Consider the following 26,552-nt stretch of genomic DNA (forward strand, 5'->3'; position numbering starts at 1 on the left):
ACAGTAAAGCGTCACGCTTTACCGTGGTGGCATGGCGAAACTGAACATCAGCCTCCCGGACGCGACCGCCGAGGCCCTGCGCGAGAGTGCAGACGGCAACGTTAGTGCCGAGATCAACCGGGCCGTTCTCCAGCGGCTCGCGGACAAGGAGTTGCGGCGCATCGCCGCACACGAGCAGGACAACCCACCGAAATACAGTGATGCCGACCTGGTGCGCATCGGCATGGGCATGCCCCTGTGAGGGAACTGCGCCAAGGCGACACCTACACCATCGCAGCCGGTGACGGCTATCTGACAGTGGTAATCGTCGACGGCCAGGCGCTTCTGCGTCATCGCGATGTCGCGCTGGCGGTGCCGGTGGTCGACGCCCGCGAGATGCCGCAGGATCTGCGGATCTTCTCGGTAGGCTGGGACGAAGGCCGCGTGCTCGCGGTACACCGGTTCATACCCTGCGTACGAGCGGTACTCGAGGCCGGGACCTACGACGGGACGGTGACCACCGAGATGCTCGACTTCATCAAGATGGTGTTGGCCGTGCGATTCGACCTCTGACGGCGGAGCATCTGACGGTCCCGCACCAGATCGACTAGCCGAGGCGCTCGGCAATCCACGAAGGAAGCGGCACAATCGGGCCGCTGCGCTCGACGACGTAGGCGACTCCGTCGACGACCGAGCCCGGCCCGATCAGGTAGCCACCGGTGCCGCGGCCGGGGCCGCGCACATCGATCCCCGGCCCCAGGCCCGAGCTCGCCCCGGAAGTACTCGCGACTGGCAACAAGATCTCGGTCAGGCCCCGGATCGGTCCGGCCAGTTGACCTTTGAATGCCCAGCTCTGGCCGTTCCGTCCGTCCCGCGCGATTATCTGGCGACAAGCATCAGCGGCAACATCTCGCTGGGATTTTGCCGCTGGATCGTGCGGAACGCCGCACAAAGGTCGTCGGGTTGCCGGTTCAGTTGTGCCAAGAGAGCCCTGAGGAGTCGTGGTCCGGTGATGCGCGCAGTGATCTGCCACAAGGTGCCGACGACCGTGTTCACCCCAGCGGAGACCAGCGCATGCGCCACGGAGGTAGCTGGCAGGTAGGTGTTCGGCCGCCCGGATTCGCACGCGATTGCTGCCGCCCACCGTAAGTGCTGAAGGTTCAGTCCGGCCAGTTCCCTGAGCGTGAGCCTGGTGGAACAACCCGAGTCTTCTGCGAAGGTGCAGATCCCAGCCTCGGCATAGTCATAGAGATCGCTGGAAGCATGACAGAACATCACGAGGCCGACCTTGTCTCGACATGCCTCTTGCAGCTGTTCGGCAGTAAGACCTTTCGCGACGTCTCGGCTGTTGAAGGTGATAACCGCGTTTGGTTCTCGTGCGAACACCCGCACAATGCCCGCAGCGAGCTCGGTAGCTTCGTCGACTACCAGCACCATGCCCTCGGGCTGTTCAACGCTTATGGACCGACCGCTATCCACCACCGGTCGTGGCGGAAACGGGTTGAACCAGGCGATATCTCGGTTGGCCCCAAGCGCATCACCAGTGTATTTGAGCCCGGTCCATGGTATCCATGTGGCGAACCTCAACGGATTGATTCGTATCTTGCTGTACTGTCCCAGAACTGCAAGGACAGGTTGCAGCTCTTCTGATAGCTGCCGCCGGACATTGCGTGGCCCGGTGATCTCATCGTTCGGCGGATGCATGCTGAGCCGGGCGAAGTCCATCAGCGGGTCGATCCCGACCGGGAAAGAATGGACGTTTACGTCGCCATGCTGCTCGATCAGCACGATCGCCCGCCCTGCGGCGATAAAGATGTGCGCGATAGGCACGTGGTCCTCGTCGACATACGACGTCGTGCACCAACTCGCGAGGCGGCGCGATAGGTATGCGGCACCACGATGAGCCGCCGCCTCCGAACTTAGAGCCAGCCCCGCGACCGTGTCGAACAAAGTATCAATGACGTAGGTCAGGTAGCCTGCCCGCTCCACGCTGTAGACCGGTGTCGGCACTTCCTCGAGCAGAGCGACGATGCGCCTGGCGATGTCCAGTTCTTCTGCGCGGGAACTGGATTCCTTCAACAGCAGCATCCACAGCGCCAGATGGACATTGCCCGCAGGCTGTCCGGCACACCGCGCCAAGCCATCCTCGATCAAGGCACGAGCGCGGGCCCGATCCTCGCATCGGCGAAAAATCCGCGCCAACATGCCGACGATCCCTGGATACAGACGCTCGGGATCATGGGCGTCCGCGAGTGCCATGGCCTTCCGTGCCAAGGCGTCTGCTTTGCCAAAATAGACACGCCGCCGTCTTTTCGGCAGATTCTCCTTCCCCGGTCCGGTTGACTTGAGGGCCGTGGCAATGTCGCAGCCGAGCGTCAATGTGTCAATTTCAATCAGAATCAGGCGGTCCTCGACCTGAATGGTGGACTTGGCCATGCGATGAATCTGTAGTTTGATCTTGATCATGGCGTCGAAGCGCCGACGGCGCGCTCGCCTGATCTCGGCGTCCAGCGAACCGCTGAAACCTGTTCGCTGGGAGGTCAGCTCAACCCATTGGTAGATGCCGCGCGCGAGCTGTCGAAGAAAGTTCACCCGGTCGCGCGCCGACACGACAAGCGCCTGCCTGTCGATCTCGATGGCACGCGACAGCACGCGATCCAGGTTGTTGAGGATCTCTTCCGGTACCCCCGCTCCCTGCCGCCGCATGCCCGCAGCCGCTGACGCTTCGGCCACTTGGGACGTAATTGCCCGCACTGTATCGGTTGCGCTGAACTGACCATCGAGCCCGAGTTCACTTACGATCTCGACAGCATACGGGCAGCGCTACTTTCGTTCCCATGATGGGTGTTGCAGGCGCCGGCCTTCGGAAGCGCAACACAACCACATGTCGGCCATGGGCGGGGCCCGTGCTCTGGGTGCGGGAGTGTGCGACCGGTTGCGCTGGAAGGCGCTGCGGCTGACGGATTCCGGGACCGCGACATGTCGCGGTCAGCCGGGGACGATCGCGGAGGGGTGGCACTGCCGTCCGGTCTTGCTGTTAATTCCCGATCCGGCCCGAATGATCCTCACCGGTCCATTCGTCTCTGGGAGGGTCAATTCCGCCGCACCGTGGACGGCCCGTAGCCGTTTCGGGGTACCTCCACCCCTCCCCCGATGCGTTCGGGGCCGCAGGAGGGACACAGGGACAGGTTGGTGAATAACGCCCGTTATCCACCAACTCCGGTAGAATCGGCGGCGGCGACGTCGACCGATGCGACGGCAGCCGGACAACTCGATTCCCCGTTATCCACCAACCTCGCCGATACAGGAGGCCGCAGTGGCTGTTTCGGTCCTCCGCGACACCCGCGACGTCCTCACCGACGCGCTCGGCGACAGCCACCCACTCGTGACACCCATCGACGACTTCCTCACCGATCTGCGCAACGCCGGCCGCTCCCGCAACACCATCAAGGCATACCGCGGCGACCTGATCATGTTCGCCCGCCACCACCACGACGAAATCGAAGCGTTGACCGTCACACCGGTGCGCGCCTACCTGTCCGACAACATCGACAACTCCGCCGCCACCCGCTCCCGGCGCCGGTCCGCGGTGAAAGCCTTCTGCGCGTGGGCAGTCCGGCAAGAACTCCTAGAAGCCAACCCGGTCGACAAGACCGAAGCCGTGACCGTGCCCAAGGGGCTGCCGCGCCCGGCACCCTACGAGCAGGTGCACAAACTGCTCAACACCATCTGCGCGCGGCGGCCGCGCAAAGACGTGCCGATCGACGTCCTGCGCGACCGAGTCCTTTTCGAACTCGCCTACGTCTGCGGCACACGCGCCGCCGAGGTGTGCAGCGCCTACGTCGAAGACCTCGATCTACGCGTCGACAACGAACACATCACCCTGCACGGCAAAGGCAACAAGACCCGCGTCGTACTGCTCGACGACCGCGGATTCGTCGCCCTGCTACGCCTCTACCTCACCCGCACCGGCTACACCAACGGCCCCCTGTTCCGGCCCTCGATCAACGGCGGAGGCGGCCCGATCTCCTACAACGCCATATTGAATCGGTGGATCAAATACCGCACCGCCGCCGGCGTCGACCTCGAAATCCACCAGCTGCGCCACGCGCACGCCATGGAACTCATGGACTCCGGGGTATCACTCGAAGTCATCCGCCGCCGACTCGGGCACGCCAAGACCGAGACCACCCAGATTTACGCCCAAGCACGGGATGAGTTGGTGGACAACGAAATCCGTGCCGCCCGCCGACGCCGCGACGCCGCCCGCCGCTGAACTCTTCGGTGTCGGTATCGACCGCTGATCAATCCAGTCGAAATGCAATGATCTCTCAGGGTACGTTGAGAGTGCGAAACATTCAGTAGCACTACATATTTGGGTGTTTCCACCACTGTCGAAGGAGGCGTGAACGGTGCCGAACAATCAGGACTCCATCTTGGATCAGGTCCGCGGTTTCACATGGTCCAGCGAGGAATCGGTGGCCTACGAGGCTGCTGTCGAAGCGATCAACAAGGCCGTTGGCGTCTATTCCGCTCTCATCGCCGACCGCGAAGCCGCGCCCGAGCCCGACACGGCCGCGATCTCCGAGATTCTGACCGCTCAACACAATCTGGCTCACCTGCGTGAACAGCTCGACCCGACCGACCACGCCCAGATCGCGCGCACCCGCCAGGAAATGACGTCGCTGGTCGAACAGCTGCGTACCCAACGCCGATGACCAGCCCCGAAGCCGAGCAATACCGGCTCCCCGAGACTGAGAACGAGCGAATCTTTCGACAACGCATCGTCCCTCAGCTACTCAGCGGCCGAACCTCCCACGACCGGCCCACCGTCGTCTTTCTCACCGGCCAGCCCGGCGCGGGGAAAAACCGCGTCAGCATGATGCTGGCCGACGTCCTCAACGCCCGAGGCGGATTCGTCGACGTTGACAGCGACCTCTACAAGCCTTACCACCCGCAATACGACGAACTGCTCGCCCGCGACGACACGTTGATGGCCGCCTACACCCGCGCCGATGGGCGCGCCTGGATGGCCAAGGCTCACCAGTACGCCCGCGACAACAAGATCAACGCTATCATCCAGGAGACCTCGCAGAACGCCGACGCGGTCGCGGCCACGATGCGCGAATACCGCCAAGCCGGATTCCGGGTCGAAGCGATGATCCTGGGCGTTTCGCAGGCGATGAGCAACCAAGGCATCCTCAACCGCTACTACGAACAAGTCGCCGACGGCGGCCGTGGCCGGCTGACCGTGCAGGCCAACGCCGACCAGTCCTACGACGGAATACCGGCCCTCGCCGACCGCATCGACAACGACCGGCTCACCGACCAAGTCGCGGTATTCCGGCGCGGCGAAGAGACTCCCCGTTACCGCAATGCTCTTGACGGCCGCGGGCAATGGGAGTCACAGCCCGCCACCCGCGCCGCCATCGAAACCGAACGTCAGCGGCCCTGGACCGGTCCAGAGGCAACCGACTTCCTCGCTGTCCAACACAAACTCCGCGACGCCATCGACAACGGCACGGTGCTGCGCACCGACGTCCGCCCAGAATTCTCCGCCCGACTCGACATGGTCGATCACCAAGCCGCCTCGCTGCTTGCCTCAGCCCAGCCCTGCTCACTCGGAGCCCGGCCAGCAAGCCCGGACCCCAGCGTAGATGCGATCTTCACCGATCTGGCAGCCGAAGAACCGACCCGCAATCCCGACACCTCCCCCGCAGACCGAGAAGCACCCGAATCGGCAGCAGACCGCGCAGCCCGAATTGCCGGTCGTGCCTTCGGCGGATCAGCGCAGACCGCCATCAATCCTTCGCAGTCCGAAGGACGCTCAGGACCGGCCCCCGACAACCGCGGACCCAGCCACTCCCCGACCCGAGACCGCTGATGGCTTAGCGCCGCCCGACCCCCAGGCACACCGCGTAATCGCTGGCGTCGGGCGCCAATCACATGCGCGCGGTAACACCGGCCGGACCCGACCACCGCACGGAGCCGCTATGGACTGGAAACGAGTTCGTCTGCCCGAGCGAGCCGCCCCGGGGCGATCTCGAAGAACCAGTTGTCATCGGCATCGACGCTCACCGGAGCCTCGCCCACTGCGTCGAGCAGAGCAAGCAGCCGCGGATAGGAGGCGCTGCGTGCAACGCTCGACGATGCCTGGTTTGCGCCACCATTCCACCGCACCGGAGATCAGGTTGATTCCAGTGCTGCGGAGTTTGGCCTCCATGCCGGGCGTGCCGTTCAGCGCCGTCATGACGACATCGCCGGGGTCGGGGCAAATCGTGTAATCCAGGATCAATTCTTCACGCGGAACGGTCATCTGGGTTCCCGGGGTGAGTCGGCCCACCGCCAGCGCGGCGCGATCGAGGGAGTTGCCACCCACGTAGCGGTCGCCCGGCCGATCACCGGCAGCGGTCGTGACGCGCGGACCTCCGGATACTGGACTACCGTCGTGTCAATCCACCGCCCGGAGCCCGGCAGCCACAACACGCAATGCCCGCTGTAGTTCTCCCCATCCCAGCGCGGTTCGCCGTCACCGTAGTAGATCGACTTGCCGGTGTTCTGATCGGTGATCACCAGATCGGCCGGTGTCGGCACCGCCGTGATTCCGATCAGCCCGTAGGCGTAGTGCAAGGTCAGAGCCGCCGATCAGCCACTGATCGTTTCCCTCGGTGACACTGAGGCGGGCGGCAGTAGCGCGTAGCTCTCGAACGGTCAGCTCTCGCGCATCGGACTGCGAGGCCCCCCGGAATCACCATGGCTGACGATGACTTCCTCATCGTCGGCAAGCCGCGGGTACAAAAGGCCGATCAGCGCCAGCCCGAGCAGTGCTCCGAGCACTTGTGCCGCAATGAATCCCGGTGCCGAGGATGGTGCGATCCCGGCGAAGGTGTCGGAATAGATGCGGCCGATGGTGACTGCGGGGTTGGCGAAGGAGGTGGAGCTGGTGAACCAGTAGGCCGATCCGATGTAGGCCCCGACCGCGGCGGCGGACAGGGAAGCGCGGCGGGTGCGGGCGAGGGCGAAGATGACGACGATGAGACCGGCGGTGGCGATGACTTCGCCGAGGAGATGACCGATGGTGGCGCGGTTGTGGGTGGATATCTGGACCGGCGCAAGCCCGTACATGATGTTCGCGAGGACCGCCCCTCCACCAGCGCCCGCGATCTGCGCGACGATGTAGGCGATCAGCTGCCCGACGGTGAGACCGCTATGGTCGCGGCGGTGTGCCAGCCAATCGACGAGAGAGACAGCCGGATTGAAGTGTGCGCCGGAGACGGGACCGAGGGCGAGGATGAGGATTGCCAGGCCGAACACGGTCGCGGTGGAGTTCTCGAGTAGTTGCAGGCCGGTGTCGTTCGGGGACAGCTGTTGGGCGGCGATCCCGGAGCCGATGACAACTGCGACGAGCATTGCGGTGCCGACGAATTCGGCGAGCAGGCGGCGGGCGAGGTGGGTCATATGGCATCTCCGTGGAGTTCGCTGACCAGTTCGCGGATGCGCTGGTCGAGTTCGTCGCGGATGCCGCGTACGGCGTCGAGGGTTTGGCCGAGGGGGTCGGGGACGTCCCAGTCGAGGTAGCGCTTGCCGGGGTAGATGGGGCAGGCGTCGCCGCAGCCCATGGTGACGACGACGTCTGCGGCGCGGACGATTTCGTCGGTGAGTGGTTTGGGGTAGGCGTTGCGGAGGGTGATGCCTTTTTCGGCGAGGGCGGTGGTGATGGTGGCGGGGATGTCGCCGCGAGGTTGGGAGCCCGCGGAGCGGACGGTGACGTTGCCGCAGGCGTGGTGATCGAGCAGGGCGGCGGCCATTTGGGAGCGGCCGATGTTGTGGACGCAGATGAACAGCACCTGCGGGCAGGTCACGTGGGTGAGTCCGGCGGCCTTGCCGTAGTCGATGAGCCGGTCGCGGGCGAATCGTGCTGTGAGCGACGGTAGGTGGACGTTCACGGTGGCCGAGGCAGTGAGCAGCCGATAGGTTTCGCGGACGAATTGGGCGACGGTGGTGCGGGAGAAGGTGCCGCGGAACTGGTCGGCGAGTTCGTCGGTGATGCGCGCGAGCTGCAGGCCGGGTTCGCGTGGCGGTAGTCCGCGGGTGAAGTGGGGGGTCGTGGTCATTCAGACGCCTCCGGAGGTTTGGTTGTACGCGGGGGCGGTGGGTTCGGTGTCGAAGACGTAGCCGAGACCGCGGACTGCGCGGATGTGGGTGGGGCGGGAGCGGTTTCGCTCGATTTTGCGGCGCAGCCGCAGGACGTGGACGTCGACGGTCTTGGGGTCGGCGCGCTCGGGGTCGGGCCACAGTTGCAGCAGTTGCTGGCGGTCGAGGACGGTGCCGGCGTTGAGCATCAGCATTTCGAGTAGGTCGTACTCCTTGGGCGGGAGCGCGAACACCCGCCCGCGCACCCGGACCCGGTGGGCGGCCCGGTCGAGCTCGACGTCTTGGATGTGCAGGATCCTCGGCTGTCCCGCTGAGGTGCGGTTCGGGTTCTGTGTCATCCGAACTTGCCCGTGATGTAGTCCTCGGTCGCCGGGTGCCGCGGGTGGGAGAAGAGGTTTTCGGTTTGGTCGATCTCGATGAGCCGACCGGGTTCGCCGGGTTGGGTGATGGTCAGGAACGCCGTGTATTGGGAGACGCGGGAGGCCTGCTGCATGTTGTGGGTGACGATGATGATCGTGTAGTGGTCTTTGAGCTGGTCTATGGTGTCCTCGACTGTGCTGGTGGCGATCGGGTCGAGCGCGGAGCAGGGTTCGTCCATCAGCACGACTTCCGGCTCGACCGCGAGGGTTCGTGCGATGCACAGCCGCTGCTGCTGGCCGCCGGACAGACTCGCCCCGGGCACGTTGAGGCGGTCCTTGACCTCTTCCCAGAGCCCGGCCTGGCGGAGGCTGCGTTCGACGAGGTCGTCGAACCCGTTGCCGCGCCGTCGTTTTCGTCCCAGTTGGAGTCCTGCGATGACGTTGTCGTAGACGCTCAGGGTCGGGAACGGGTTGGGGCGTTGGAACACCATGCCGACTCGTCGGCGTAGGTCGGTGGGATCCATCTCGCGCAGAACGTCTTGTTCGTCGAGCAGGACCCGGCCGGTGGCGCGTGCGCCGGGCACGGTCATGTGCATGGCGTTGATGCAGCGCAGGACGGTCGATTTGCCGCAGCCCGACGGCCCGATGAGCGCGGTGACCTTCTTGGGTTCGATGGTCATGGTGACGTCGTCGACGACGAGGTGATCGCCGTAGAAGGCCGAGAGGTTTTCCAGTCGGATGGATGCCACGGTCTTTCCTTCCCTGTTCAGCGCTTGGAGATCACGGCCGAGCGGCGGGCGATGAGCCGGGCCGCGACGGTGAGCAGCAGGACGATGGCCACAAGGGTGAGCGCGCCCGCCCAGGCGCGGGCCTGGGCGGCTTTGAAGCCGGTGATGGCGTTGCCGAAGATCTGCAGCGACAGCGTGGACATGCGCTTGTCGGGGTTGGTTTCGATGAACAGGTCGTTGCCGAGGGCGGTCAGCAGCAGCGGTGCGGTTTCGCCCATGGCGCGGGCGACGGCGAGCATGATGCCGGTGATGATTCCCGAACTGGCGGTGGGCAAGACGACCGACACGATGGTGCGTGCCTTGGTGACGCCCAGGGCGAGGGAGGCTTCGCGCAGCTCGTGTGGGACCAGGCGCAGCATTTCCTCGGTGGAGCGAATGACCAAGGGCAGCATGATGAGTCCGAGCGCGATCCCGCCGGCGATGCCGGAGAACCCGAAGAACACCACCCACACCGCGTAGACGAGGGCGCCGGTGACGATGGTCGGGATGCCGACGAGGACATCGGTGAGGAAGCGGGTGATGCTGGCCAACCGGCCGCCGTACTCGACCAGATAGATCGCTGCCGATACCGCGACCGGCACCGATAGCGCGGTGGCGATGCCGGTGGTGATGAGGCTGCCGATGATGCCGTTGAGGAATCCGCCGCCGGGTGAGCTGGGATTGCCGGGCGGGGTCTGGGTGAGGAATTCCGGTCCGAGGTACCGGAGTCCTTGTGCGGCAACGTAGAACAGCACCCAGATCAGCACCGCGACGGTGGCGGCCATGGTGGCGCCGAGCACGCCGTGCATGAGCAGGTTCACCGCGCGCCGCCGCGCAGTGGAGGGCAGCGGCGGCAGTTTCCGTGGGCTGGAGGTGGGTGCGGGTGCGGTGGCGGTCATGCGATGTGCTCCCCGGTGCGGCTGACGATCCGCTTGCCGATCACGTTGACCAGCAACGACATCACCAGCAGGCAGAACGCCACGACGAACAGTGAACTGAGGTGGAAGGGTTGATTGGCCTCGGTGAACTCGTTGGCGATCACGCTGGGCAGGGTCGCGCCCGACGACAGCACGCTGTGCATGATCGACAGCACGTTGTTACCGATCACCATTGTCACGGCGATGGTTTCACCGAACGCGCGCCCCAGACCGAGAATCGACGCGCCGACGATGCCCGAGCGCGAGCGCGGCAGCACCGCCATGCGCAGCATCTCCCATTTGGTGGCGCCGAGGCCGAGCGCGGCCTCCTTCTCCTCGACAGGGGCGGTGTCGAACACTTCGCGACAGATCGCGGTGACGATCGGCAGCACCATGATCGAGAGCACGATGCCCGCGGTGAGGACCGAGTAGCCGAAGAAGGGTCCGCGGAACAGCCACCCGATCACCGGGATTCCTGACAGGCCGGTCAGCCAATCACCGAGCGGGCGGATAGCGGGGATCAGCGCGAAGATCCCCCAGAAGCCGTAGACGACGCTGGGGATCGCGGCGAGCAGATCCACCAGCGACGACAACGACTTCTTCAGGAACGAGGGGGCCAGATTGGTGATGTAGAGCGAGACCGCGACCGACACCGGCACCGCGATCAGCATCGCGAGCAGCGAAGTCACCAGCGTGCCGACGACGAACTGCAGCACCCCGTACGGATTGGGGTGGGCCGCGGTGGCCGATGCCTCCGACGGTGCCCACCGTGTCGACGACAGGAAACTCGTCGGCCCATAGTGGGTCAGCGACGGCCAGGCTTTCACCAGCAGGAATATGGCGGTCGCACCCAGCACGGCGATCACGCCCACAGCGGCCAGCGCCATCAGCCGGGCGAACAGTGCGTCGCTGAATCTGCCTGCGCCAGGCCGGATCCCCGAGATCTTCAGGGGGCGTTCCGCGGTCACGGCTCTCATCTCCTCGAGACCTCCGATCGGATCAGGACGCCAGCGGGGTGCCGTTGAGCGTGATCTTCTTGACCTGGCCGATCGCCAACTGCTGCAGGTCCTTGCCGAGCGGCGCGTAATTGACTGTGGCCGCGTCGTCCTGGCCGGTGCTCAGCGTCCACGACAGGAAGTTCACCAGCGCCTTGGCCTGCGCGGCCTCGGTCTGGTTCTGGTACACCAGCGCGTACACGGTGCCGGTGATCGGGAAGGCGTTGGGGTCCGAGCCGTCGGTCAGGCTGGTGCGCAGGTCCGGCGGGTAGCTGATGCCGTCGGTGCCCTTGGTGATGGTGGCGATGCAGGGCTGAATGAAGTTGCCTGCCTTGTTCTTCACCTGGCCGTAGGGCAGGTTCTGCGCCAGCGCGTAGGCCAATTCGACGTAGCCGATGGAACCTTCGGTCTGGTTGACAACGCCGGAGACGCCCTCGTTGCCCTTGCCGCCGATGCCGACCGGCCAGGCGATGTCCTTGCCGAAGCTCTTGTCCGAGCCGCCCAATGTCGAGACCCACGTGGGACTTTCCTTGGTCAGGTAGTCGGTCCACACCGCAGTAGTGCCCGAGCCGTCGGAGCGGTGTGCCACCGCGATCGCCTCATCCGGCAGCTGCACGTCCGGGTTCAGCGCCTTCAGCGCCGGATCACTCCACTTGGTGATCTTCCCGGCGAAGATCTTGCCCAAGGTCTCACCGTCGAACTTCAGTCCCGTCTTCACGCCCTTGACGTTGTAGGTGGGAATCACCGCACCCAGGGTCAGCGGAATGTGCAGGATGGGACCCTTCGCCTTGGCGATCTCGTCATCCTTCATCGGGGTGTCCGAGGCGCCGAAATCGACTGTGCCGGCGCTGATCTGCTGCACACCACCGCCGGAGCCGATGGACTGATAGGCGACCTGCACGCCGTCGGAGGTCGAGTAGTCCTTTGTCCACACCGACATCACGGGGTTGACGAAGGTGGATCCCGCGCCCGACAGCGTCGAGGCGCCGCCGTCGAGTTTGGTGATGGTGCGCTTGTAGCCGGGCTTGTCGGCGCCCTGCTGCCCACAGATCTGGCCGGCTTGGGCCTGCTGGGTGGTATTGCCGCCACCTACGTCACTAGTGCTGCCACAGGCGGTCAGGCCGGCTGCCGTCAGCGCGACGACCGCGGCGGTGATGGTCTTGCGGAACATTGACACTCCTCATCCGGTGCGATGCCGTATGCATCGGTGTCGATATCGAAGGCCGTCAATATGAAGCCCGTTCCGGCATCACGTGAACACCGAATGAACGTATAGATGACTGTCGATATAGATCATTATCAATAACAGCACGTCAAATACACCCTGCAGGCGAGGGTGTGGAATGAGCGAGCAGACACAGCGCGTCGGCGCGCGGGAGGTTTTCGGTGTTTGGGTTTGACGTCACCATAAGACTCAACGATTATTGAGTCAATGAATACTGATCGGTTGTGGACGGTGGAGCGTCGGGTCGAAGTGCATGCCGCACTCGCCGACACCACGCGGCTGCGCATCGTGGACGCGCTGAGCATCGGCGATATGTCGTCGTCGGAGTTGGGGTCGCTGCTGTCGGTGCCGACCAACCTCATGGCGCACCACATTCAGGTGCTCGACCGTGCAGGGCTGTTGCGCCGCACGCGATCCGAAGGCGATCGTCGTCGCAGCTACCTGCAGCTGGTTCCCGGTTTCGGCACGCAGTTGCTGCCACCCGCCACGGTCGCCGCCACTCGCGTGGTGTTCGTGTGCAGTCAGAACACCGCCCGCTCACAGCTCGCCGCGGCCGCGTGGGCGCAGCACAGCTCGGTCCCGGCCACCTCGGCAGGCACCCATCCCGCCGAACGCGTGCACCCCGGCGCGCTCGCCGCCGCCCGCCGCCACGGCATCGACATCCGTGCCCGTCACCCGCAAAGCGTGGCCGGGATGCTGCGCGACGGCGATGTGGTCATCGCAGTGTGCGACAACGCCCACGAGGAGCTCGACGCCGGACTGACCCGGCTGCACTGGTCGATCCCGGACCCGGTACCGACCGGCACCCCCGCCGCTTTCGATCAGGCGCTCGAACAGATCGTCGACCGCATCGAGCGTGTCGCGTCCACGATCACTCCCACCGACGGATCGACCTGATGAATACCGTTGTCCTGCATCCCGCATTCGCCGACCACCACGGCCGCAGTTCGCTGTCCGCCCTGGCTGAAATGGTGGCGGCGATCATCAGCTGGCTGCGCGCCGGATATCCCGACTACGCACCGCTCACCGGACATTCACCCTTGCTCGCGCTCTACGGCCGTCGGCAACCGCCGGTGACTCCTGCCGAATCGTTCCATAGCACGAACTGAATCGAATTCCGCACCGCCGCAAGTGTTCACCCGCTGTTCGCTTGCTCCGCTTTTCGACCTGCATCAATATCGACGTGTATCTAAGTCAGGTGGTCGATCCCGGATCAGGTCGAGTCGACGCCCAGCTTGCCCGCTGTGCCCGTGTGCCGCGTTCTTTCCTTGAAACCCGGAGCCCATCATGACCGAAAGCCCTGCCGCCCACGCCGATTACCTGCGCAAGGATCTGACCATCGATCAGAAACTCGCACTCAAGACCGCGGCCGCTCGCCTGAAGACGGAATTCACCGACACCTTCGGAGTGGAGACCATCGAACGGTTCCTGCACTCCTCCTACGACCAGTTCGCGGGCCGAGCCACCGTCGTCAACTTCCTGCCACTGCTCGCCGAACGGTTCGCCCGCCAGCGGCTGCGCGCGCTGGCGCGGGTCGAAGGCAAGATCACCGACGGCAAGCCGACCGTGCTGTTCCTGTGCACCCACAACGCGGGCCGCTCCCAGATGGCCCTGGGCTTGTTCACCCACTACGCCGGTGACCGGGCCGTGGCCTGGTCCGGTGGCTCCGAACCCGGCGACCAGATCAACAGCGCCGCAATCGAAGCCATGAAGGAAATCGACATCGACATCTCCCAGGAATTCCCCAAGCCCTGGACCGAGGAGATCGTGCGCGCCGCCGACGTCATCATCACCATGGGCTGCGGCGACGCATGCCCGGTGTACCCCGGCCGCCGCTACGAGGAATGGGTCCTCGACGACCCGGCCGGCCAGGACCTCGACGCCGTGCGCCCCATCCGCGACGAGATCGACGAACGCGTCCGCCGGCTGCTGCTCGATCTCGGCATCGTCGTCTGACCCCATACCCTCAACCGGCCTGCGGGCCACGACCTTCCAGGAGACGCTCGTGACTGCACGCCACCTCATCGCCATCGGCGGCAGCGACGCCGGAATCAGCGCCGCACTCCGCGCGCGCGAACTCGACCCCGCCACCGAGGTCACCGTCGTGGCCGCCGACAACTACCCGAACTTCTCCCTCTGCGGCATTCCCTATTACGTCTCCGGCGAGGTCACCCACTGGCGAAACCTCGCCCACCGCACCGCCGACGACCTCGCCGCCACCGGCATGACCGTGCTCACCGGCACCCGCGCCACCCACATCGACCCCGACGCCGGGAAGCTCACCGTCGTCGACCCCACCGGGCAGACCCGCCTGCTGGACTACGACGCCCTCGTCGTCGGCACCGGCGCGGTCTCGGTGCGCCCCAACATCGAGGGACTCGACCAGCTCGGGCCCGGCGACGGTGTTCACCTGCTGCATTCGATGGGCGACACCTTCGAGGTCATCAACAGCCTCGAAACCCGAAATCCGCAGCGCGCGGCCATCATCGGCGCCGGATACATCGGCCTGGAAATGGCCGAAGCCCTCACCACCCGCGGCATCGCCGTCACCCAGTTCGAGGCCCTGCCCGAAGTCCTACCCACCGTCGACCCCGAACTCGGCGCACTCGTCCACACCGAGCTCGAAACCCACGGCGTCGAGGTCATCACCACCACGGTCGTCACCGCCATCGAACCCGGCACGGCACCCGGCCAACTCGTCGTCACCGCCCGCCGCGACGGCGAAACCCTGACCCGCACCGTCGATCTGGTCCTGGTCGTGGTCGGTGTCCGCCCAGACACCGGCCTGGCCTCAGCCGCCGGTGTCGAACTCGGCGCGCGCGGCGCGATCGTCGTGGACGAACAGATGCGCACCAACATCCCCGGCATCTTCGCCGCAGGCGACTGCGTCCTCACCCACCACCGGCTGCTCGGCACCACTTGGCTCCCTTTGGGCACCACCGCCCACAAGCAGGGCCGTATAGCCGGAGAAAACGCTCTCGGCGGCAATGCCCGCTTCGCCGGCAGCCTCGGCACCCAGGTCGTCAAGGTCTTCGACCTCGTTGCCGCCCGCACCGGCCTGCGTGAACGTGAAGCCGTTGCCGCCCAACGCAACTGGCGGCCGGTCTCCACCACATCCACCCCGGACGACCACAAGGCCTACTACCCCGGCGCAACCCCGATCACCATCCGCATCACCGGCGACGCCGACACCGGCCTGCTCCTGGGAGCCCAACTCATCGGCCACCGCACCGCCGAAATCGCCAAACGCGTCGACACCTACGCCATCGCCCTGTTCCACGGCATGACCGTCGACGCCATCGGCGACCTCGACCTGTCCTACACCCCGCCCCTCGGATCTCCCTGGGACGCAACCCAGATGGCTACCCAGGCGTGGGTGCGCGAACACCGTCTCACTACCCAGCGCGACGCGCTGCCGGTATAACCACGACTGTCACGCATCGGCCCTGCGCAGCCAGTAGTAGCACTGGTCCTTGCCCTCTCGGTCCGGTGCGGTTCCGGCCAAGCAGAATCCGGCTGTCTCGAGTGCTCGACGGCTCGCGGTGTTCTCCGCGTCAGCGAAACCGAGGAAGAGCTTGACCCCTGCGGCGGCGGAGTTCTCGATCGCGGCGAGCTTCGCGCCGGCTGAGTAGCGACGTCCTCTCCGGTTCGGGTCGACGTAGGTGGAGAACCACATGGCCGGCCCTTCAGGCGTGGGCTCTTCCCCAGCGGCCGCACGAAAACCCATGGGCCACATCCACATGTGGCTTCTCGTTGCCGACAGAAACGCCACCGGCTGCCCGTCGTCGAACGCCACCCAGTTGTACAGGTCACCGGTCACTATCGGTGCGCCGAACTCGTGGTTGACAAGAGATTCGAGAGCCAGCGGCCCGATCCACTTCTGGAAGTCCTCACGGTCCGCCCAGTGGTGAACCAGCGCGTGGGTCACCTCGTCACATTCGTGCCAGGGGCGCAGCATCACGGTGGGGATCTGCTCGAGATTGACCACGGCGCCACTGTACGCCCGGCCATTTCGACGTTCCCGACCGCGAAGGTCCTCGCCTGGCCCAGGAACACCGGGTGTGTCGGTGATGCCGGATGTGTCTCATAGTGGTGCACCGCCTTCCGCTGCGCGGAATCGAGCAAGCACCCGCGCCGGCCATCCTCACATCCGCAATCAGCCCTGCTTTCCAAGGATCGAAACGGCCGAGTCCTGGCCACCTACAATGGTTGTAGGAATGGGCTGGTGAACAGCCCGATCGAGGTGACGCAATGACGCATCCGAACGCCGACAGGGAGGCGTTGACCGCGGACCTGGAACGGGCACGGCAGGACTTCCACCGGCTGCTGGCGGGGACGCGGGAAGACGAGTGGGGCAAGCGCTCGGACGGAACCCGCTGGACCAATGAGGAACTGCTGTTCCACATGGTGTTCGGGTACATGATCGTGCAGAAGCTGGTGTTCCTGATGCGTGTTTTCGGTCGGCTGCCGACGTGGGTCGGTCGCAAATACGCTCAGGCCCTCAATACGGCGACAGGGCCGTTCGACGTCATCAACTTCTACGGTTCCCGAGTGGCGGCACGCGTATACAACCGGAACAGGATGGGCGCCAAGCTGGATCGGGTCATCGCGTCACTGCAACGCACGCTTCAGCGGGAAAACGCGGCGGATCTCGCGCGGGGCATGCACTACCCGGATCGCTGGGATCCGTACTTTCGCGACTACCTGACCCTCTCCGACGTCTACCGATATCCGGGTCGCCACTACGACCATCACCGAAAGCAGTTGACCATCGCCAGCGCTCGGCAATCGTGAGCCGCACAGTCAGCGATTCAGGCACGGCGTGCCAGGATTGGTGGCGAGAACACGTCTCGACGAGGAGTGCACATGACGGCCGCGACCCCGTATCAGCCTGTGGAGTCGCCCGCGGTGTGGCGCGGCGCAGAGCTCACCGATGCCACGACATGGGCGACAGTACTCACCGACGAGCAACGGCGGGAGATCGCTGACGCAGCCCGGACGGCCGCTGCTGCGGGGTTGACGACGCCAACCTTGCGGGTGGAGAACTTTCCGCTGCCCGGGCTGACGTCGCTACTGCAGCAGTGGGTCACGACACTGGTCGACGGCCGCGCATTCGTTCTGATCCGCGAATTTCCCTACGACCTGCTGACTCCCGAAGAAACCGAGATCGCCTACGTGGGGCTCGGTCTGCACCTGGGCACTCCGGTCAGCCAGAACGCCGCCGGCGACCTGCTCGGTCATGTGCGCGATGAGCGCATCCCGCGCGACACTCCTGCGGTGCGGCTGTACACCACCAACCAGCGGCAGGACTTCCACACCGACGGCTCCGATCTGGTGGGGCTGCTGTGCCTGCATCCCGCGAAATCCGGTGGGGAGAGCCGGATCGCGAGCTCCCACGCGGTGTACAACCACATACTCGCGCAGCGGCCCGATCTCATCGAGGTGCTGCGGCAACCCTTCTATTGGGACCGCAACGACGAGCAGTCACCCGGTGAGTCCCCGTACTTCACGCTGCCCGCGATCCACGACATCAACGGCACGCCCCGGATCTTCTACATCGGCTGGTATATCCGTGATGCCCAACGCCATCCGGGCGTTCCGCCGCTGACCGACGAGCAGCTCGAGGCCATGCAGATGCTCGAGGACACCGCCAACGACCCGCGCTTCTACCTGCCGATGGAGTTCACTCCCGGCGATGTTCAGATCCTCAACAACGCCAAGATCCTGCACTCCCGTGAGGCGTACACCGATCACGAGGATCCCGCCCAGCGACGGCATCTGCTTCGGCTGTGGTTGACCGCCCACAACTTCGCCACCGTGGAGGACATGCTCCGGGACGGAATCCCTCCGCGCCAGGACTGACGGCCGCTAGCCGCCGAGGGCGTCCGCGAGCGGGGCGCTGTTCGCCAATGCCGACAGGGCATCGATGCCGACCGGATCGTCGGCCTGCGCGGCAATGACAGCCAGTCGCGGGGCGTATTCGGTTGCAACCCTGTTGATTTCAGGCAGTTCGGCGACCGCGCGGCGGCGCAGCAGCGGTTCGGTGGGCCGTGCGGCCGCCAGGCCGTTGTTGATCACCCACGCCCAGGGGTCGATTCCGGCGCGGCGCAGGTCGGCCTGGAGTTCGGCGGCCTCCTGGACCGGGGTGGTCTCGGCGAGGGTGACCAGCACGACCTTGGTCTCGTCCGGATTCTGCAGCCGCATCAACGGTGTGGTGTAGCCACGGGAATCGCCCATCTGGCGGGCGATTTCGCGGTGGTAGGAGCCGGTGGCGTCGAGCAGCAGCAAGGTATGGCCGGTGGGTGCGGTGTCGACGACGACGAAGCGGCGGCGCGACTGGTGCACGATGCGTGAGAACGCCTGGAACACGGCCACTTCGGTGATACAGGGCGAACGCAGGTCCTCTTCCAGCGCGGCCCGGCCCTGCGTATCCAGGGCGGCTCCCTTGGTGGCCAGTACCCGCTCGCGGTACTGGTCGGTGGCCTCGTCGGGATCGATGCGGGAGACCTCGAGGTTGGCCAGGGTGCCGTCCAGGGTCGCTGCGAGGTGTGCGGCCGGGTCGGTGGTGGTCAGGTGCACGTCGTGACCGCGTGCGGCCAATGCGACCGCGATGGCCGCGGCGACCGTGGTCTTACCGACGCCGCCCTTGCCCATGCACAGGATCAGGCCGTGATCATCTTTTTCGATCTCGTCGACCAGCGCGCTGAGGGGTGCGTCGAGGTCGAAGGGCACCTCGGCCGAATTCGCGGCCTCGTCGTCGGGCGAGCACGGAGTGAAGAGGCGGTCGAGCGCCTCGATGCCGACGACGTTGGTGGCGGCCAGTTCGATTCGGTCGCAGGGCAGTTCGGCCAGTGCTGCGGGCATGTCGGCGATGGCGGTCTGCTCGCGGTGATGGATGGCACGAGCCAGCGGGTCGTTGTCACCGGGTGCGGGCAGTAGGGCGTTGAGCACCAGCTGCTGGCTGGTGATGCCGATGTCGGCGAGTTCGGTGTGTGTGCGTGCCAGTTCGGCGAGGGTCGACGATTGCGCGCGGGCCACCAGCACCAGCCTGCTGCGGGACGGATCACGCAGCGCGGCAACGGCTTCGGCGTAGGTGGCGCGCTGGCGGTCCAGCCCCGACAGTGGACCCAGGCAGGAGGGGTCGCCCTTGCCGGTGTCGAGGAACTCGGTCCACGCGCCAGGCAGTTGGAGAAGCCGGATGGTGTGGCCGGTCGGGGCGGTATCGAAGATGACGTGGTCGAACTCGGTGCCGGGTCCGTCGGCGGTGAGCAGGCCGGTGAATTCGTTGAAGGCGGCGATCTCGGTGGTGCACGAACCGGAGAGCTGTTCGGTGATCGCGTCGATCTCCTTGGCGGGCAGCAGGTCCCGGACCGGCCCGATGATCCGCTCGCGGTAGGCGTGCGCGGTCTGTTCGGGATCGATCTCGAGCAGAGACAACCCCGGCACCCGGGAGACCGCGGTGACCGTGGCGCCGACCGCGAGCCCGAATACGTGTCCCAGGTTGGAGGCCGGATCGGTGGAGACGAGTAGCACCCGCCGACCTCGGCGAGCCAGCGCGACGGCGGTGGCGCACGCGACCGACGTCTTGCCGACCCCGCCCTTGCCGGTGAACAGCAGGAACCGGGGTGGGTCGGTGAGGAAGGCGGGTTCGGTCACCGGCTCAGCAGCTTTCGCCCGGGGCGCAGCACGCGCCGCCGTCGGACAGGCCGAGCAGGCTCGCACCTTGCGGCGCGGTCACGGCACCGGAGTTCTCCTCGGCGATGCCGGTCCAGGTGGCCAGCTGCGCGCGGCTGGGGTAGCGGCCGGTGAGTACGGTGACGCCGTCCACGAGCACCAGCGGCAGCCCTTCGGATCCGGCCAGCTCCAAGAACTTCCGTGCGGTCTCGTTGGTGGCGAACACCATCGGGTCACCGGCCAGGTTGTGTCGGGTGACCGCGCCGCCGCGGCTGCGGACCCAGTCCAGGTCGGCGGAGACCTCGACCAGGGTCTGGTCGACGTCGGGCCCGCATACGCCGCTGCTGCAGCACAGGGCGGGTTCGAAGATCTCGACGGTGCTCATATCGGCCTTTCTCGGCGGGTTAGGACTTGGCGGGCAGCAGTTCGGCGATCAGTTCCTCGACCCGCTTGCGGATCTCGTCGCGGATCGGCCGTACGGAGTCGACGCCTTTGCCGGCGGGGTCTTCGAGGGCCCAGTCGCGGTAGTCCACGCCCGGGAAGTACGGGCAGGCGTCGCCGCAGCCCATGGTGATGACGACGTCGGAGGTCTGGACAGCGTCGGGGGTGAGGATCTTCGGCGTCTGGTCGGTGATGTCGATGCCGAGCTCGGACATCGCCTCGACCGCGGCCGGGTTGATGGTCTCGGCCGGAGCACTGCCCGCGGAGCGGACCTCGATGGCGTCACCGGCGAGATCGGCCAGGAAGCCCTGGGCCATCTGCGAGCGGCCGGCGTTGTGGACGCAGACGAACAGGACACTGGGTTTGGAAGTCATGGGTGGCATCACCTTTCAGCGAAGGACAGGCACGGGTTTACGAGGCGGTGGGCTGCTCGGAGACGGCGGGCTGATGGACCGCGGTGTCGCGGAAGCGTTTGCGCAGTGCCAGCGACACGTATACCAGGCCGACAAGAACGGGCACTTCGATCAGCGGGCCGACGACTCCGGCCAGCGCCTGCCCGGAGGACGCGCCGTAGGTGGCGATCGCGACGGCGATGGCGAGCTCGAAGTTGTTGCCCGCCGCGGTGAACGCCATCGTGGTGGTGCGCGCGTATCCGAGGTGCATCAGGGCACCGAGCAGGTAGCCGCCGCCCCACATGAGCGCGAAGTAGATCAGCAGCGGGACCGCGATCCGCACGACGTCCAGCGGCTGGGAGGTGATCTGTTTGCCCTGCAGGGCGAACAGGATCACGATCGTGAACAGCAGCCCGTACAGCGCCCACGGCCCGATCTTCGGGATCAGGGTGGACTCGTACCAGGCGCGGCCCTTGGCCCGTTCGCCGAGGCGTCGGGTCAGAAAGCCTGCCAGCAGCGGGATTCCGAGGAAGATGAGCACCGATTTGGCGATCTGCCAGGGCGAGGTGTCGATGGTGGTTTGCTCCAGGCCGAGCCAGCCGGGCAGCACCGACAGGTAGAACCAGCCCAGCACCGCGAACATGACGACCTGGAAGATCGAGTTCAAAGCCACCAGCACGGCAGCGGCTTCGCGGTCGCCGCAGGCCAGGTCGTTCCAGATGATGACCATGGCGATGCAGCGCGCCAGGCCGACGATGATCAATCCGGTCCGGTATTCCGGCAGATCCGGCAGCAGCAGCCACGCCAGCGCGAACATCAGCGCGGGCCCGAGCACCCAGTTCAGGATCAGCGACCCCAGCAGCAGGCGGCGGTCACCGGTCACGCTGTCGAGGCGGTCGTAGCGCACCTTCGCCAGCACCGGGTACATCATGATCAGCAGGCCGATCGCGATCGGCAGCGAGATGCCGTCGATCTCCACCGCGCTGAGCGCGTCCCCGAGCCCGGGGATCATGCGGCCCAGCCCCAGCCCGGCGACCATGGCCACGCCGATCCACACCGGTAGGAAGCGGTCCAGTGTCGACAGCTTGCCGACCACACCGGGCTGTTCGATCGTCGCGGTCACGCGTTCACTCCCACTACTTGCTCACCTTGCATCAACAACACCTGCGAAAGCCGTTGCAGCGCTTCGGGAACCACCTTGTAGTACACCCATGAAGCGCGGCGTTCGCTTGTCAGCAGTCCGGCCTCGCGCAGCACCTTCAGGTGATGGGAGATCGTCGGCTGCTTGACGTCGATGCCTTCGGACACGTCGCACACGCACGCCTCTTGATCGGCACGGCTGGCGATGGCGCTGAGCACCCGCAGCCGCACCGGGTCCGATAGCGCCTTGAACACCCCCGCCAATTCCGCGGCGGACTGCGCCGACAGCGGCTCGCGCACCAACGGCGCGGCCGCGCACTGCTGGACGGGTGTGATCACCACTTGCGACTTAGACATACATCTATATTGACCAATATCGAATCGGTCAGCAAGTGAATGCTCCGTTACAACCGTCACAGTGGCCGGAGCAGTTGCCGCCGCGACCACGGCTCGGACGGTAGGCGTTATGACCTGCCAGTATGGGCGCGCCTCGATATTGACAGCTGTCGAAATACCACGCAAGTCGGCCTTACGCCCGAGGTTGCTCGACAAGGCGCCGAGCATGACGTCGGACGTGCGACGTACTCGTCGGCGCCACCCTGTGGACACAACTACTCAGGCCAAATTGACTCAATAATTATTGAGCAATACGGTGGGGCCAAGCGTCAGCACGATCCGAAGGAAGATTTCTATGACACCCCCGGTCGCGGTTCACGACCTGATCATCGTCGGCTCCGGACCCGCCGGGTACACCGCCGGGACCTACGCGGCACGCGCCGAACTCGCTCCGTTGCTGTTCGAGGGAACCCAGTTCGGCGGTGCGCTGATGACCACCACGGAGGTGGAGAACTTCCCCGGCTTCCGCGACGGCATCATGGGTCCGGACCTGATGGAACAGATGCGCGAGCAGGCCAAACGCTTCGGCGCTGACATCCGCACCGAAGACGTCACCGAACTGGATCTGACCGGACCGATCAAGAAGGTCGTGGCCGGGGACACCACATACCACGCGCACGCCGTCGTCCTCGCGATGGGCGCGGCGGCACGTTACCTCGGCATCCCGGGCGAAGATACCCTGCTCGGCCGCGGGGTCAGCGCCTGCGCGACCTGCGACGGCTTCTTCTTCCGCGATCAGGACATCGTCGTGGTCGGCGGCGGCGACTCCGCGATGGAAGAGGCGACCTTCCTGACCCGCTTCGCGCGCAGCGTCACCGTGGTGCACCGCCGCGAGGAATTCCGCGCCTCGCGAATCATGCTGGAACGCGCCAGCTCCAACCCGAAGATCCGATTCCTCACCAGCACCGAACCCGTCGAAGTTCTCGGTGAGAGCAGCGTGAGTGGTCTGGTGGTCCGCGACATCGCCACCGGGCAGCGATCCACGCTCGACGTGACCGGCGTGTTCGTCGCCATCGGCCACGATCCGCGCAGCGAATTGGTCAGGGGCCAGGTCGATCTCGACGACGCGGGCTATGTCCGAGTGCAATCGCCGACCACGGCCACCTCGCTCGAGGGCGTTTTCGCTGCCGGTGACCTCGTGGACCACACCTACCGCCAGGCGATCACCGCAGCGGGCACCGGCTGCTCGGCGGCGATCGACGCCGAGCGGTGGCTGGCCCAGCGCGGCGACATCACCGCCAACACCCTCGCCTCGGCGGGTGCCGCTGTCGCGGTCACCGCAGCGCAGTCGGCGCAGCGTCCGTCGGTGCTGTTCGTCTGCGTCAAGAACGGCGGCAAATCGCAAATGGCCGCCGGCCTGATGGGCCACCTCGCCGGAGACCGCGTCAATGTGCACTCCGCGGGCACCAACCCGGGCACCGATCTCAACGCCCTGTCCGTCGACGCCTTGCTGGAACTCGGCGTGGACATCACCGCCGAGACCCCGAAAGCCGTTGACCCACAACTGGTTGACGCCGTCGATGTCGTCGTCACCCTCGGCCGCGAAGCCCACCTCGACCCCGTACCCGGCACACGCTTCGAGAACTGGGACACCGACGAACCCTCCGAGCGCGGTATCGAGGGGATCGAACGCATGCGCCTGGTCCGTGATGACATCGCCGCCCGCGTCCGCGCGCTCGCAGAACAACTGAACGGCATGTGACACCACCCGGGTCAACGCAGGCGTGAACGGGCTCGGGAACGCCGGTCTCGGTCGGCAGCAGGCTCGACGGGCCACATGTCCTCTATGTGATCTGTCTCCGCCAGCGGCTGGCCGGGTGCCCGGTCAGCGGCCGAGGTCGTGCAACCGGCGGGCCAGGTCGGCGGCGTCGCGACCGACTCCGCGCAGCGAGTTGGAGGACAGGCTGCGCTGCCATTCCAGGCCCAGGTATCCCAGCCCGGCATGGGTGATGGACACACCCCGCCAGTGCCGCGGACGCCCGTCGACGGTCAGGGCATCGATCCCGGAAAGGTAGGGCAGATGCGGGGTGTAGCCGGTGGCGAGGATCACGGTGTCCACGCGGGTGCGGGACCCGTCGGGCCAGACAGCGGTATCGGATTCGAGGCTTGTGAACATCGGCCGAGCGTGCGGGCGGCCGGCGGAGACGGCGGCGCGGTAGCGGCCGGTGTCGAAGACGGGTGCGGTCGGCGGGTGCCGCAGCAGGTGTCCGACGGGTGCGCTGTCGATGCCGGTGAGGGTGAACCAGAAGTGCATGTCTCGCCTCAGCGGGCGCTGGGGAGCGAACTTCACGGGCGTGCGGCTGGCGAGTGTCACCGTGGCGGCCTGTGCCAGCTCCACGGCGATCTGGACTGCGGAGTTCCCGGCGCCGACCACGATCACGTGCTGGCCCGCGAAGTCCTCGGGTAATCGATAGTCGCTGGCGTGCAACAGCTTTCCAGCGAATCGATCCTGGCCGGGCAATGCCGGCAGGTGGGGTGAGCCGAACGTGCCGGTGGCCGCGATCAGCCGCGGCGCGCAGAACACCGCGTCGGCGTGAGTCCGCACGTGGAAACCGGCTCCGTCGTGGTCGACGAATTCGGCTCGGTGACCGGTGTGGATGTCGACGTCGAGAGCTTCGGCGTAGGCGCGTAGGTAGTCGACGACTTCGTCGCGGTGCGGGTATTGGTCGGGGTCGCCGGGAAACGGGAGTCCAGGCAGTGAACTGTATTTGGCGGGCGAGAACAGGGTGAGGCTGTCGTAGTAGTGCGGCCACGAGCCGACCGGTTCGGTGCCGGCCTCGACAATCGCGACCGCCAGCCCGCGGCGGCGAAGGTGATGCGCAGCGGCCAGGCCCGATTGACCGCCACCGACGATGAGCGCGTCGTATTCGGTTGTCACAGAGGGTCCTTTGTTCAGGAAGTACGTGCAGAACGTTGCACGGCGGTGGCCGTAGCGGTGAGCGCCGCCACGACAGCGATGGCGGCGAGGAGCAGGTAGGCGTGGGCGTAGCTGCCGGTCCACGACGACAACAGGGTGCCCGCCCAGGGGGCGAGCGCCATCACGATCACCACGGGCGCGGACAGCAGCCCGTTCAGCCGCCCGTAATGCGTTGCGCCCCAACGGTCGGTGATCGCCGTGGCCTGGATGAGGGTGAAGATCCCGCGCACCAGCCCCGCCCCGATCGAGACCGCGATCAGCACCGCGACACCGGTGACCAGACCGAGCAGCGCTGTCGCCCCAGCGATCGCGAGCAGAATCACCAGGGTGCGGGCGGTGACCGAGCTGCGGGCGGCCAGCGGCAGGTAGCCGATGCGGCCCAGTACCTGCCCGGCCCCGCCGAGCCCGAGTGCCAGCGCTGCCAGCGACGGGGAGAACCCACGTTCCTCGAGCAGGGGTACGAGATTGAACACCGCCGCTCCGGTGGTGAACGCACCCAGGCACAGCGTGACCACCAGCATGGTGAAGGGCCGGCTGCGGGCGATGCGGGCGTGGTCGGCGAACGAGTCATGGATCGGTGCAGGTGGATCCGGCCAATGCCCACGCAACCCTATCCAGTGGGCAGGGACCGTCACGACAGCCAGGATGGCGGCGAGCACCAGATAGGTGCTGCGCCAGCCGGTGTGCTCGTTCAACGCGGCGGTCAACGGAGCGAACACGGTGCTCGCCAGGCCCGCGGCCAGGGTGAGGATCATCAGCGCCTTCACCCGCTCCTGACCCCACCAGCGGGTCAGTGCAGCGAACGCAGGCGGATACAGCACCGCCCCCATCGCCGCCCCAGCAGCAACCCAAGCGCCATAGAACACAACAAGATTCGGCGCTACGGCGATCACGACGAGCGCCCCGACACCGGCGGCGGACCCGGCGGTCATCACGGCGCGGGGACCGAGGCGGTCGAGCGTGTGACCCACAGGGATGCCGGTCAGGGCGGCAGCGAGCTGGCCGAGAGAAAAGGCCGCGGTGATGGTCGGCAGCGACCAGCCGGTGCTGCGGGAGATCGAGACCGCCAGCACCGGGAACGCGTAGTACAGGATGCCCCAGCTGGTGATCTCGGTCAGGCACAGCACCGCCAGCACCCGTCGCAGCCCGGCACGGGTGAGCGTGCCAGGCCGCGAGGAGGTTTCGACGTCGGTCAT

31 protein-coding genes and 1 pseudogene are annotated in these 26,552 nt (G+C 66.1%); 13 read left to right on the forward strand and 19 right to left on the reverse strand.

The features are described 5' to 3' along the window. Nucleotides 1–31 precede the first annotated feature (31 nt). A complete protein-coding gene (locus ABZV44_RS28040; RefSeq protein ID WP_354842345.1) occupies nt 32–241 on the forward strand; it encodes a hypothetical protein in 210 nt (69 codons plus the stop codon). After that, complete coding sequence (locus ABZV44_RS28045) at nt 238–552, forward strand: hypothetical protein (protein ID WP_354842347.1); 315 nt, start codon at nt 238–240, stop codon at nt 550–552. The genes ABZV44_RS28040 and ABZV44_RS28045 overlap by 4 nt, the downstream gene beginning before the upstream one ends. Before the next feature lie 34 nt (nt 553–586). Here the strand turns inward: ABZV44_RS28045 and ABZV44_RS28050 are convergent, their stop codons facing one another. Then, complete coding sequence (locus ABZV44_RS28050) at nt 587–775, reverse strand: bifunctional DNA primase/polymerase (RefSeq protein ID WP_354842349.1); 189 nt, start codon at nt 773–775, stop codon at nt 587–589. Nucleotides 776–858: 83 nt separating this feature from the next. Then, complete coding sequence (locus ABZV44_RS28055; protein WP_354842352.1) at nt 859–2,712, reverse strand: CHAT domain-containing protein; 1,854 nt, start codon at nt 2,710–2,712, stop codon at nt 859–861. A 583-nt stretch (nt 2,713–3,295) separates the two neighbouring features. On the opposite strand from ABZV44_RS28055, the gene ABZV44_RS28060 reads away from it, so the two are divergent. From ABZV44_RS28060 to ABZV44_RS28070, 3 genes are all read left to right on the forward strand, one after another. Then, nucleotides 3,296–4,255 (forward strand): tyrosine-type recombinase/integrase, encoded by a 960-nt coding sequence (locus tag ABZV44_RS28060; protein WP_354842355.1) that lies wholly within the window; start codon nt 3,296–3,298, stop codon nt 4,253–4,255. A 202-nt stretch (nt 4,256–4,457) separates the two neighbouring features. Further along, nucleotides 4,458–4,697 carry a hypothetical protein gene (locus tag ABZV44_RS28065; protein WP_354842358.1) on the forward strand — a complete coding sequence of 80 codons (240 nt, stop codon included), beginning with the start codon at nt 4,458–4,460 and terminating at the stop codon, nt 4,695–4,697. Then, entirely contained in the window at nt 4,694–5,863 is a 1,170-nt protein-coding gene (locus ABZV44_RS28070) for a zeta toxin family protein (RefSeq protein ID WP_354842360.1), read from the forward strand. The genes ABZV44_RS28065 and ABZV44_RS28070 overlap by 4 nt, the downstream gene beginning before the upstream one ends. Before the next feature lie 174 nt (nt 5,864–6,037). Here ABZV44_RS28070 and ABZV44_RS28075 read toward each other — a convergent pair whose 3' ends face one another. The 9 genes from ABZV44_RS28075 to pstS all read right to left on the reverse strand — a co-directional run bounded on the left by ABZV44_RS28075 (nt 6,038) and on the right by pstS (nt 12,342). Beyond that, nucleotides 6,038–6,295, reverse strand: a complete 258-nt coding sequence (locus ABZV44_RS28075; RefSeq protein ID WP_354842362.1) for a hypothetical protein — start codon at nt 6,293–6,295, stop codon at nt 6,038–6,040. After that, the gene (locus tag ABZV44_RS28080) at nt 6,292–6,609 is read right to left on the reverse strand and encodes a hypothetical protein (RefSeq protein ID WP_354842365.1); all 318 of its coding nucleotides are present in this window, start codon (nt 6,607–6,609) and stop codon (nt 6,292–6,294) included. The genes ABZV44_RS28075 and ABZV44_RS28080 overlap by 4 nt, the downstream gene beginning before the upstream one ends. Nucleotides 6,610–6,690: 81 nt before the next feature. Next, complete coding sequence (locus ABZV44_RS28085; protein WP_354842368.1) at nt 6,691–7,437, reverse strand: MIP/aquaporin family protein; 747 nt, start codon at nt 7,435–7,437, stop codon at nt 6,691–6,693. Next, complete coding sequence (locus tag ABZV44_RS28090; protein WP_354842371.1) at nt 7,434–8,093, reverse strand: arsenate reductase ArsC; 660 nt, start codon at nt 8,091–8,093, stop codon at nt 7,434–7,436. Before ABZV44_RS28090 ends, ABZV44_RS28085 begins: the two co-directional genes overlap by 4 nt. Further along, nucleotides 8,094–8,471 carry a response regulator transcription factor gene (locus ABZV44_RS28095; RefSeq protein WP_354842374.1) on the reverse strand — a complete coding sequence of 126 codons (378 nt, stop codon included), beginning with the start codon at nt 8,469–8,471 and terminating at the stop codon, nt 8,094–8,096. After that, the gene (gene pstB / locus ABZV44_RS28100) at nt 8,468–9,241 is read right to left on the reverse strand and encodes a phosphate ABC transporter ATP-binding protein PstB (protein WP_354842377.1); all 774 of its coding nucleotides are present in this window, start codon (nt 9,239–9,241) and stop codon (nt 8,468–8,470) included. The genes ABZV44_RS28095 and pstB overlap by 4 nt, the downstream gene beginning before the upstream one ends. Before the next feature lie 17 nt (nt 9,242–9,258). Next, nucleotides 9,259–10,158 carry a phosphate ABC transporter permease PstA gene (gene pstA / locus ABZV44_RS28105; RefSeq protein ID WP_354842380.1) on the reverse strand — a complete coding sequence of 300 codons (900 nt, stop codon included), beginning with the start codon at nt 10,156–10,158 and terminating at the stop codon, nt 9,259–9,261. Beyond that, nucleotides 10,155–11,144 carry a phosphate ABC transporter permease subunit PstC gene (pstC, locus tag ABZV44_RS28110; RefSeq protein WP_354842383.1) on the reverse strand — a complete coding sequence of 330 codons (990 nt, stop codon included), beginning with the start codon at nt 11,142–11,144 and terminating at the stop codon, nt 10,155–10,157. Before pstC ends, pstA begins: the two co-directional genes overlap by 4 nt. A 31-nt stretch (nt 11,145–11,175) precedes the next feature. After that, nucleotides 11,176–12,342, reverse strand: a complete 1,167-nt coding sequence (gene pstS, locus ABZV44_RS28115; protein ID WP_354842386.1) for a phosphate ABC transporter substrate-binding protein PstS — start codon at nt 12,340–12,342, stop codon at nt 11,176–11,178. 261 nt (nt 12,343–12,603) lie between these two features. Here pstS and ABZV44_RS28120 point away from each other — a divergent pair, with 261 nt between their 5' ends. From ABZV44_RS28120 to ABZV44_RS28135, 4 genes are all read left to right on the forward strand, one after another. Further along, on the forward strand, nt 12,604–13,293 hold the full coding sequence (locus tag ABZV44_RS28120) for a helix-turn-helix domain-containing protein (protein WP_354842389.1): 690 nt from the start codon (nt 12,604–12,606) through the stop codon (nt 13,291–13,293). Beyond that, nucleotides 13,293–13,505 (forward strand): hypothetical protein, encoded by a 213-nt coding sequence (locus ABZV44_RS28125; RefSeq protein ID WP_354842391.1) that lies wholly within the window; start codon nt 13,293–13,295, stop codon nt 13,503–13,505. The genes ABZV44_RS28120 and ABZV44_RS28125 overlap by 1 nt, the downstream gene beginning before the upstream one ends. Nucleotides 13,506–13,683: 178 nt before the next feature. Beyond that, the gene (locus tag ABZV44_RS28130) at nt 13,684–14,352 is read left to right on the forward strand and encodes an arsenate reductase ArsC (protein WP_354842394.1); all 669 of its coding nucleotides are present in this window, start codon (nt 13,684–13,686) and stop codon (nt 14,350–14,352) included. A 49-nt stretch (nt 14,353–14,401) separates the two neighbouring features. Further along, nucleotides 14,402–15,820, forward strand: a complete 1,419-nt coding sequence (locus ABZV44_RS28135) for an FAD-dependent oxidoreductase (RefSeq protein ID WP_354842397.1) — start codon at nt 14,402–14,404, stop codon at nt 15,818–15,820. Nucleotides 15,821–15,829: 9 nt separating this feature from the next. Here ABZV44_RS28135 and ABZV44_RS28140 read toward each other — a convergent pair whose 3' ends face one another. Then, entirely contained in the window at nt 15,830–16,384 is a 555-nt protein-coding gene (locus ABZV44_RS28140; RefSeq protein ID WP_354842400.1) for a GNAT family N-acetyltransferase, read from the reverse strand. A gap of 263 nt (nt 16,385–16,647) precedes the next feature. Between ABZV44_RS28140 and ABZV44_RS28145 the strand changes: the two genes are divergently transcribed. After that, nucleotides 16,648–17,190: a DinB family protein gene (locus tag ABZV44_RS28145; protein ID WP_354842403.1), complete on the forward strand. Its 543-nt coding sequence runs from the start codon at nt 16,648–16,650 to the stop codon at nt 17,188–17,190. A 72-nt stretch (nt 17,191–17,262) separates the two neighbouring features. Continuing rightward, nucleotides 17,263–18,258 carry a TauD/TfdA family dioxygenase gene (locus ABZV44_RS28150; protein WP_354842404.1) on the forward strand — a complete coding sequence of 332 codons (996 nt, stop codon included), beginning with the start codon at nt 17,263–17,265 and terminating at the stop codon, nt 18,256–18,258. Nucleotides 18,259–18,264: 6 nt separating this feature from the next. On the opposite strand, the gene arsA is transcribed toward ABZV44_RS28150, so the two are convergent. From arsA to ABZV44_RS28175, 5 genes are read right to left on the reverse strand one after another with little or no spacing between them, the layout of a single operon-like run. Further along, nucleotides 18,265–20,052, reverse strand: a complete 1,788-nt coding sequence (gene arsA / locus ABZV44_RS28155) for an arsenical pump-driving ATPase (protein ID WP_354842406.1) — start codon at nt 20,050–20,052, stop codon at nt 18,265–18,267. A gap of 4 nt (nt 20,053–20,056) precedes the next feature. After that, nucleotides 20,057–20,455, reverse strand: coding sequence for an arsenite efflux transporter metallochaperone ArsD (arsD, locus tag ABZV44_RS28160; protein ID WP_354842408.1), 399 nt, complete (start codon nt 20,453–20,455; stop codon nt 20,057–20,059). Between the two features lie 19 nt (nt 20,456–20,474). After that, on the reverse strand, nt 20,475–20,885 hold the full coding sequence (locus ABZV44_RS28165) for an arsenate reductase ArsC (RefSeq protein ID WP_354842410.1): 411 nt from the start codon (nt 20,883–20,885) through the stop codon (nt 20,475–20,477). A gap of 37 nt (nt 20,886–20,922) precedes the next feature. Continuing rightward, a complete protein-coding gene (arsB, locus tag ABZV44_RS28170) occupies nt 20,923–22,026 on the reverse strand; it encodes an ACR3 family arsenite efflux transporter (RefSeq protein ID WP_354842413.1) in 1,104 nt (367 codons plus the stop codon). Further along, nucleotides 22,023–22,400, reverse strand: coding sequence for a metalloregulator ArsR/SmtB family transcription factor (locus tag ABZV44_RS28175; RefSeq protein WP_354842785.1), 378 nt, complete (start codon nt 22,398–22,400; stop codon nt 22,023–22,025). The genes arsB and ABZV44_RS28175 overlap by 4 nt, the downstream gene beginning before the upstream one ends. Before the next feature lie 334 nt (nt 22,401–22,734). On the opposite strand from ABZV44_RS28175, the pseudogene trxB reads away from it, so the two are divergent. Together trxB and ABZV44_RS28185 are read left to right on the forward strand one after the other, a co-directional pair. Continuing rightward, a pseudogene (gene trxB, locus ABZV44_RS28180) lies at nt 22,735–23,703 on the forward strand (thioredoxin-disulfide reductase); the annotation flags it as partial. Between the two features lie 42 nt (nt 23,704–23,745). Then, entirely contained in the window at nt 23,746–24,141 is a 396-nt protein-coding gene (locus tag ABZV44_RS28185; RefSeq protein ID WP_354842788.1) for a low molecular weight phosphatase family protein, read from the forward strand. Nucleotides 24,142–24,264: 123 nt separating this feature from the next. On the opposite strand, the gene ABZV44_RS28190 is transcribed toward ABZV44_RS28185, so the two are convergent. After that, the gene (locus tag ABZV44_RS28190; RefSeq protein WP_354842416.1) at nt 24,265–25,317 is read right to left on the reverse strand and encodes an FAD-dependent oxidoreductase; all 1,053 of its coding nucleotides are present in this window, start codon (nt 25,315–25,317) and stop codon (nt 24,265–24,267) included. Between the two features lie 14 nt (nt 25,318–25,331). Then, entirely contained in the window at nt 25,332–26,552 is a 1,221-nt protein-coding gene (locus tag ABZV44_RS28195) for an MFS transporter (protein WP_354842419.1), read from the reverse strand.

This window comes from Nocardia sp. NPDC004860 (assembly GCF_040609015.1).
Taxonomy (GTDB): Bacteria; Actinomycetota; Actinomycetes; order Mycobacteriales; family Mycobacteriaceae; genus Nocardia.